This is a genomic window from Fulvivirga aurantia (assembly GCF_009711475.1).
GTDB lineage: Bacteria > Bacteroidota > Bacteroidia > Cytophagales > Cyclobacteriaceae > Fulvivirga > Fulvivirga aurantia.
The window spans coordinates 1-7,095 of sequence record NZ_SMMD01000745.1 but is presented as its reverse complement, the minus strand read 5'-3'; the positions used below and the strand labels follow the sequence as shown (position 1 = coordinate 7,095).

The window sequence follows — 7,095 nt, the reverse complement described above, 5'->3', positions numbered from 1 at the left end:
ATCATCACAAAAAAACTTAAGCAGCTACTCAGAAAAAAATATAGTAGACATGAGCAAAAAAGCTTTTGCCATTGTCGTTTCGGAATGGAATGAAAGTGTAACAGAAGCCCTTTATCAAGGCGCGTATGACACCTTGAGACAGCATGGCGTGTCTAAGGAAAACATTGTAAGAAAAGACGTGCCAGGAAGCTTTGAATTACCCTTAGCCGCTCAGTGGGCTGCGGAGAATGATGCTGTAGATGCTGTGATTTGCTTAGGGTGTGTAATTCAAGGCGAAACCAGACATTTTGATTTTATCTGTGATGCTGTAGCTCATGGTATTAAGGATGTAAACCTTAAATACAACAAGCCTGTAATTTTTGGTGTATTAACCACTGATAACCAACAACAAGCTTTAGATAGAGCTGGCGGCAAGCATGGAAACAAAGGAGATGAAGCTGCCATAACGGCCATCAAGATGTTAGCTATCAAATAAAACAAAGAAAGGCTTTCAATAATTGAAAGCCTTTCTTTTTCACTTATACTTATCTAAGCTTATTGACTTACAAATATTGCGTCAATTAACTCATTCAACGTTTTGCTAGGTCTCATAGCTTTAGACACCTTATCTTCGTCCGGCTTGAAATAACCTCCAATATCAACAGAGCTGCCCTGAACTGCAATGAGCTCTTCATTGATTTGTCCCTCATTGTATCGTAGGTCTTTAGCTACCTTACCAAAGAGCTCTTTCAGCTCCTGATCCTGATTCTGTTCTGCCAAAGCTTCAGCCCAATACATAGCCAAATAGAAGTGACTACCTCTATTATCTATCTCATTGACTTTACGTGAAGGTGATTTTCTATTTTCAAGAAACTGACCGGTTGCTGCATCAAGTGCTTCTCCTAACACCTTTGCTCTCTGGTTATTAAAGGTCTCACCCAAGTGCTCTAAAGACACAGATAACGCCAAGAACTCACCCAGAGAATCCCATCTTAAGTGCCCTTCTTCAACAAACTGCTGAACGTGCTTAGGAGCAGAACCTCCTGCACCAGTTTCAAACAATCCTCCACCATTCATTAATGGAACAATTGACAACATTTTGGCACTTGTACCCAATTCAAGAATTGGGAATAAATCTGTAAGGTAATCTCTCAAGACATTTCCTGTAACCGATATAGTGTCTTTGCCTTCTTTAATTCTCTCTAATGAAAAGCGAGTAGCCTCTACCGGTGCCATGATGTGGATCTCAAGTCCTTCTGTATCATGGTTTGGCAGGTAAGCATTTACTTTCTTTATCAATTCCGAATCATGCGCTCTGTTTTTATCTAGCCAGAAAACAGCTGGACTTCCTGTAGCCTTAGCTCTATTTACTGCAAGCTTTACCCAATCCTGTATTGGAGCATCTTTTACCTGACACATTCTCCAGATATCTCCTTCTTCTACGTTATGCTCTAACAGAACATTACCTTCACTGTCTTTAACCTTTACTACACCGGCAGCAGGTATTTCGAAAGTTTTGTCGTGTGAGCCATACTCTTCTGCTTTCTGAGCCATAAGTCCCACGTTAGAAACACTACCCATGGTAGTTGGATCAAAAGCACCATGCTTTTTACAGAAGTCAATCGTTTCCTGATAAACACCTGCATAAGATCGATCCGGAATAATTGCTTTAGTGTCCTGTGTTCTACCTTCTTTATTCCACATTTGACCAGACGTTCTGATCATTGCAGGCATAGAGGCATCGATAATTACATCACTCGGTACATGCAGGTTGGTGATACCTTTGTCTGAGTCTACCATAGCCAAATCAGGACCCTGCTCATAGGCCTCATCAATATCTGCTAGTATTTCGTTTTTCTTAGCTTCAGGTAGTTTTTCTATCTCAGCGAGCAAATTGGCCATACCATTATTAGGGTTGACACCAATTTCCTGGAAAGAGTCAGCATGTTTATCAAAAACGTCTTTATAAAATATGCTCACCGCATGACCAAAGATGATAGGATCTGAAACCTTCATCATGGTGGCTTTTAAATGCACAGAGAATAAAATTCCTTTCGCTTTTGCATCTTCTTTTTGCTTTTGTAGAAAGTCCCTAAGTGATTTACGGCTCATTACTGAGGCATCTATCACTTCTCCTTCAAGCAAGGATACTTTTTCTTTTAATACATTATTTCCATCCGCAGTCTCAAGCTCTATGCTTACATCTCCAGCCTTAGCTACAGTCATTGATTTTTCACTACCGTAAAAATCACCCTGCTCCATGCTTGCCACATGGGTTTGAGAATCTGCACTCCACGCACCCATAGAGTGTGGATTATTCTTTGCATATTCCTTAACAGCACGAGGTGCTCTTCTATCAGAGTTTCCCTCTCTCAATACAGGATTTACAGCACTACCTTTAACCTTATCGTAGCGCGATTTAATTTCTTTTTCTTCATCATTCGCTGGCTCATCAGGGTAATCTGGTAATTTGTATCCCTGATTTTGCATTTCTTTAATTGCAGCTTTTAGCTGAGGAATTGATGCGCTAATATTTGGCAACTTAACGATATTAGCTTCTGGCTTTTTGGCCAACTCTCCTAATTCTGCTAAAGCATCTGAAATCTTCTGCTCTTCTGTTAAATACTCAGGAAAAACTGCAATGATTCTTCCGGCTAGAGAAATATCTCTCGTTTCTACAGCTACACCAGCAGAGTCGGTGAATGCTTTGATTATAGGTAAGAAAGAATAAGTTGCCAGTGCTGGAGCTTCATCAGTTTTTGTATAGATTATTTTTGCCGTTTCTTTCGTCATTTTTATTTATGCTTTAGTTATTGAAAGGAGACTCATTTTTGTTCTAAACTCGCTTTGAAAGCTTTTGTTTAGTAATATTGAGAGGTTGCGAATTTAACAAAAATTGACCTCGATAGAAAAGGTAACGCTTTGTTTTACGTTTAATAACCAACTGTGGTAGGCTTTTTGCGTTTAAATCAATTCCAATTATTTTAATTTATTAAAAGCATGTATTTATCTCTCTTCAATGGTCTTCTAATTGCCCTTAATTTTTTATTTACTTCACCCTCTACTACGGAAAAAGTCGATGTTTGTCTAAGTACTGAAGAGGCTAAACTCTACGAACTGATCAATGATTATCGAAAGCAGAAAAGACTAACGGCAATCCCCTACTCAGCCAAACTAAGTCTTGTGGCTCAAATGCACGCAAAAGATCTGGCAGATAATTACGATTTTGATCCTAATAATAAATGTAACCCTCACAGCTGGTCTAAGAAAGGCAAGTGGAGTTCTTGTTGCTACACTAATGATCATAAAGAGGCGCAGTGTATGTGGGACAAACCCAAAGAAATAGCCGGGTATCAAAGCCCCGGATATGAAATTGCTTATTATAGCTCTGCCGGAGCTTCAGCCTCAGAAGGCCTGGACGGTTGGAAAAGAAGTCCATCTCACAATCCACTTTTAATAAATACGGATATGTGGAAAAAAGTTAAATGGCAAGGTGTGGGTGTAGGTATTTATAAAGAATATGCGGTGGTATGGTTTGGCCAACTAAATGATGACCAAAACAATGTGGTGATTTGTGAGTAATTTATCTAATCTTTGGAAAGAGAGAACTTTCTCGGTTTACGCCTAATCATATTTTTATTTACCCAGTAGATAAGTGAGCCAACTATTGGAAAAATAAGTACTACCAAAATCCACCATCTACTCACCTCTTTTCTATCGTTTTTAAAGAAAATATCATGAAGAGTGAGTAGCCAAAAGATAAGAGCGACTAGCGTAAACGCTCCCATCATCATGGCTATACGGTTTGACTCAATTACATCCATTTTTTATTTATATTGTTCGTTTTCGTTAGGGAAGTCGACCGCCTTCACATCTTCTACATAATGACTAACTGCATCTGTAATAATGGTATCAAGGTCTGCGTATCTTCGTAAAAAACGTGGTTTAAACTCTTTTGTAATACCTAGCATATCCTGCATAACCAGCACCTGACCATCTACTGCTGCTCCCGCGCCAATACCGATTACAGGTATTGAAACAGACTCTGCTACTTTCTTTGCCAAATGAGCAGGTATTTTTTCTAAAACAATTGAGAAACAGCCGCACTCTTCTAAAAGCTTAGCATCTTCCATCAATTTCTCTGCCTCTTCATCTTCTTTGGCTCTTACTGTATAGGTACCAAATTTAAAAATCGATTGAGGCGTAAGCCCTAAATGTCCCATTACTGGCACACCTGCACTTAATATTCTTATAACAGATTCTTTTATTTCACTGCCACCCTCCATTTTAACAGCATGTGCTCCAGACTCCTTCATAATTCTGATGGCAGAACGTAAGGCTTCTGAAGAATTTCCCTGGTACGAACCAAATGGAATATCAACAACTACGAGCGATCTGTCGACAGCTTTTACTACCGAAGTAGCATGATATATCATCTGATCTAATGTAATAGGAAGCGTAGTTTCATGGCCTGCCATTACGTTTGATGCAGAATCACCAACAAGTAATACATCTATACCGGCTCCATCCAGGATTTTTGCCATAGAAAAATCATAGGCCGTGAGCATCGCTATTTTCTCACCCCTGTTTTTCATTTCCTGGAGTTGATGGGTTGTCACCTTTTTGATATCAGCCTTATGTACAGACATAAAATTTAGTTTATTTGTGAGTGTTTGGTATTGTTACTGTAAATGTTGTTCCTTCTAGTTCTACACTGTCAACCGTGATTTCCGCATCTAGTTTATCAGCCACTTTCTTCACAATATATAAGCCTAAACCAGAGCCTTCGCTTTTCTCTGTTGCTCGGTAGAACATGTCAAATATATGAGGAAGTTTTGACTCCTCAATACCTTCTCCATTGTCTTCTACTTTTAGTACAAGCTCCTTTTTAGTTACCGTGGCTTCGATGGAAATAAAGGTCCTTTCTTTATGAAAAGATCTGTATTTGATAGCATTAGAAATGAGATTATTTAGAATAATTCTTACACGTGTAAGGTCGCTCTTGAAAGGAATTCTCTGACTAACCTTTGTAATTATTTCTAAACCATCGGTATTTGATGCATTATAATAACTGCTGATGCTATGATTAATCTCGACCATCAAATTGACATCGATGTGTGGGTCGTTAACCCGATCATTACGAGAGATACTCAAAAGCTCCATAACGAGGTCATCGAGTCTCTTTACGCTGCCTTCTATTTTCTCAATGCATTCCAGCCTAACCTTTTCATCACTTTCTAACCTATATAAATCAATAAGACCTAGAATAGACCTAAGTGGTGAGCGTAAATCGTGCGAAGCATGGTAGACGAAACTATCGAGCTCAAAATTTACCTTCTGTAGCTCCAGCAGGTTCTCCTTAGTCTGAGAAATGTCTTTTAAAATGCACTCAATGATTTGTTCTTCCGGGTAAATCACTGCACTGTAGGACACCCATATTCTAGCCCCAGTTGCAGTTTTAACCTGCAGCTCAATATTATCAATATACCCGTTGATGGCGAGCATTTGTAGGAGGTGCTTTTTCTCACGCTCATGCACAAACATATCGAACCCTACCGGGTAATCATCTAAGTCAGAGACTTGTAAAAGCTCCAAAAACTTATCGTTTGCCTCGATTACCTTGCCATCGTCTACTTTACACCTAAACATCGCAACCAAAGAATTCTGAAATAGGTTACGATACTTTTGCTCACTTTTTCTAAGTGCATCGGTCACAGATTTTCTTTCTGTAATGTCAGTATGTGAGCCTGAAACACGAATAGCCTTTCCATCTTCACCCCGCACAGCCTGAGCTTTGGATAATATCCATTTATAGCTGCCATCTGTATGGCGCATTCTAAACTCCTGATAGTAACTAGTAGTGCGACCAGTTATAAAGTTTTTAAAGGCCTGTAGGGCTATTTCTTTGTCATCTGGGTGAAGTAGCTCTTTCCAGAGCTCATGCATATCTACAACATCTGTCTCTTTTATACCCAGCATCGACTTCCATGGTTGAGAAACAAAGGGTTCATTTTTTCTAAAATCCCAGTCCCAAAGACCATCATTGGCCCCCTTAGATGCTGATTGATATTTTTCGAGTTCGGCTCTTAATCTGGCTATTTCAAGATCTTGCTGAGCAACTCTTTCTTCGGTATGATTAGACATCTCACTCAAACCCTCTATTGGTTTCCCATCGAACATGATGTAAAAGTTTTTGGAAATATAAGGGGGTGAAAGTTTAGAAACAAGTGAATTTAATTAACTAAGGTACACAGCCTTTGCATCACTTTTCAACTGAACATCAACATGTTCGTTGATAGTAGTAGACAATTGATAGCCAACATATTGTGCTGAAATAGGAAATCGGGTATGGCTTCTGTTTACTAGAACTGCTGTCTCCAACTTCTTCACTCTTATGTTTAAAAATGGCTTTAAACTGTAGGCTAAAGTTCTGCCTGTATTTAGCACGTCATCTATTAAAACGATGCATTTATTGACCAATTCGCGATCTTCGCAACCTAGTTTTATTTCGCTTTGAGTTGGTGCCGACTTATCTAATATTATTTCTACAACCTTCACCTCAAATGTGGCTATAGATGAGAGTGCTTCACCCAGCAATTGGGCTAATTGATACCCTTTGTCTTGAATTCCAGCCAGAATTACCTGTTTTTCTTTGAAATTATTTTCATAAATCTCAAAGGCAATTCTCTTGATTTTTTGATCTACCTGGGTTTGGTCTAAAATAAGTGTTTCTGTACTCATACTATGGTATCGGCATTACTTTGCTGTCCTTAAAAGTAGACAATATCACCATAGATTGCATATTATCTACTACATCGATATTAGAAACTTGCTCTAGCATAAGCTTTTGGTAGGATGGAATGTCCTGTGCGATCACTTTCAAAATAAAATCACCAGACCCCGTTATGTGGTGACACTCAATAACCTCATCGATTTTATTGATACTTTCTATAAAAACATCGATATTATCTTTATTATGACCTTTTAATGACACCATTACAAAAGTGCTTACACCAAGACCCACCTTTTCATTGCTCACCTTAGCATGATAGCTACTGATCATACCTGAGTTTTCTAATTTCTTAACTCTCTCTAATGTTGGTGCTGGTGACAGCC

At 38.9% G+C, this 7,095-nt stretch carries 8 protein-coding genes; 2 read left to right on the top strand and 6 right to left on the bottom strand.

Annotated elements, in window-relative coordinates; translation table 11 throughout:
• Positions 1 to 475, top strand: a 475-nt coding sequence (gene ribH / locus E1176_RS08890) for a 6,7-dimethyl-8-ribityllumazine synthase (RefSeq protein WP_155210257.1), incomplete at its 5' end; no start/stop codon positions are given.
• Between the two features lie 59 nt (positions 476 to 534).
• Here the strand turns inward: ribH and E1176_RS08885 are convergent.
• Complete coding sequence (locus E1176_RS08885; protein WP_155210256.1) at positions 535 to 2,772, bottom strand: NADP-dependent isocitrate dehydrogenase; 2,238 nt, start codon at positions 2,770 to 2,772, stop codon at positions 535 to 537.
• Positions 2,773 to 2,979: 207 nt separating this feature from the next.
• On the opposite strand from E1176_RS08885, the gene E1176_RS08880 reads away from it, so the two are divergent.
• Positions 2,980 to 3,561 carry a CAP domain-containing protein gene (locus E1176_RS08880; protein ID WP_155210255.1) on the top strand — a complete coding sequence of 194 codons (582 nt, stop codon included), beginning with the start codon at positions 2,980 to 2,982 and terminating at the stop codon, positions 3,559 to 3,561.
• Between the two features lie 5 nt (positions 3,562 to 3,566).
• Here the strand turns inward: E1176_RS08880 and E1176_RS08875 are convergent, their stop codons facing one another.
• From E1176_RS08875 to E1176_RS08855, 5 genes are all read right to left on the bottom strand, one after another.
• Positions 3,567 to 3,803, bottom strand: a complete 237-nt coding sequence (locus tag E1176_RS08875) for a PLD nuclease N-terminal domain-containing protein (protein WP_155210254.1) — start codon at positions 3,801 to 3,803, stop codon at positions 3,567 to 3,569.
• Between the two features lie 3 nt (positions 3,804 to 3,806).
• Entirely contained in the window at positions 3,807 to 4,628 is an 822-nt protein-coding gene (gene panB / locus E1176_RS08870) for a 3-methyl-2-oxobutanoate hydroxymethyltransferase (protein WP_155210253.1), read from the bottom strand.
• Positions 4,629 to 4,638: 10 nt separating this feature from the next.
• Positions 4,639 to 6,159, bottom strand: coding sequence for a PAS domain-containing sensor histidine kinase (locus tag E1176_RS08865; RefSeq protein WP_155210252.1), 1,521 nt, complete (start codon positions 6,157 to 6,159; stop codon positions 4,639 to 4,641).
• A 57-nt stretch (positions 6,160 to 6,216) separates the two neighbouring features.
• Positions 6,217 to 6,720, bottom strand: a complete 504-nt coding sequence (locus E1176_RS08860) for a phosphoribosyltransferase family protein (protein WP_155210251.1) — start codon at positions 6,718 to 6,720, stop codon at positions 6,217 to 6,219.
• 1 nt (position 6,721) lies between these two features.
• The coding region (locus E1176_RS08855) for an Lrp/AsnC family transcriptional regulator (RefSeq protein WP_155210250.1) at positions 6,722 to 7,095 on the bottom strand (374 nt) is incomplete at its 5' end.

Excerpts from the sequence above, each read along its gene's own strand:
- E1176_RS08875 (WP_155210254.1), bottom strand. The coding sequence starts at position 3,803 with ATGGATGTAATTGAGTCAAACCGTATAGCCATGATGATGGGAGCGTTT.
- E1176_RS08860 (WP_155210251.1), bottom strand. The coding sequence starts at position 6,720 with ATGAGTACAGAAACACTTATTTTAGACCAAACCCAGGTAGATCAAAAA.
- E1176_RS08885 (WP_155210256.1), bottom strand. The coding sequence starts at position 2,772 with ATGACGAAAGAAACGGCAAAAATAATCTATACAAAAACTGATGAAGCT.
- E1176_RS08865 (WP_155210252.1), bottom strand. The coding sequence starts at position 6,159 with ATGTTCGATGGGAAACCAATAGAGGGTTTGAGTGAGATGTCTAATCAT.
- E1176_RS08880 (WP_155210255.1), top strand. The coding sequence starts at position 2,980 with ATGTATTTATCTCTCTTCAATGGTCTTCTAATTGCCCTTAATTTTTTA.
- panB (WP_155210253.1), bottom strand. The coding sequence starts at position 4,628 with ATGTCTGTACATAAGGCTGATATCAAAAAGGTGACAACCCATCAACTC.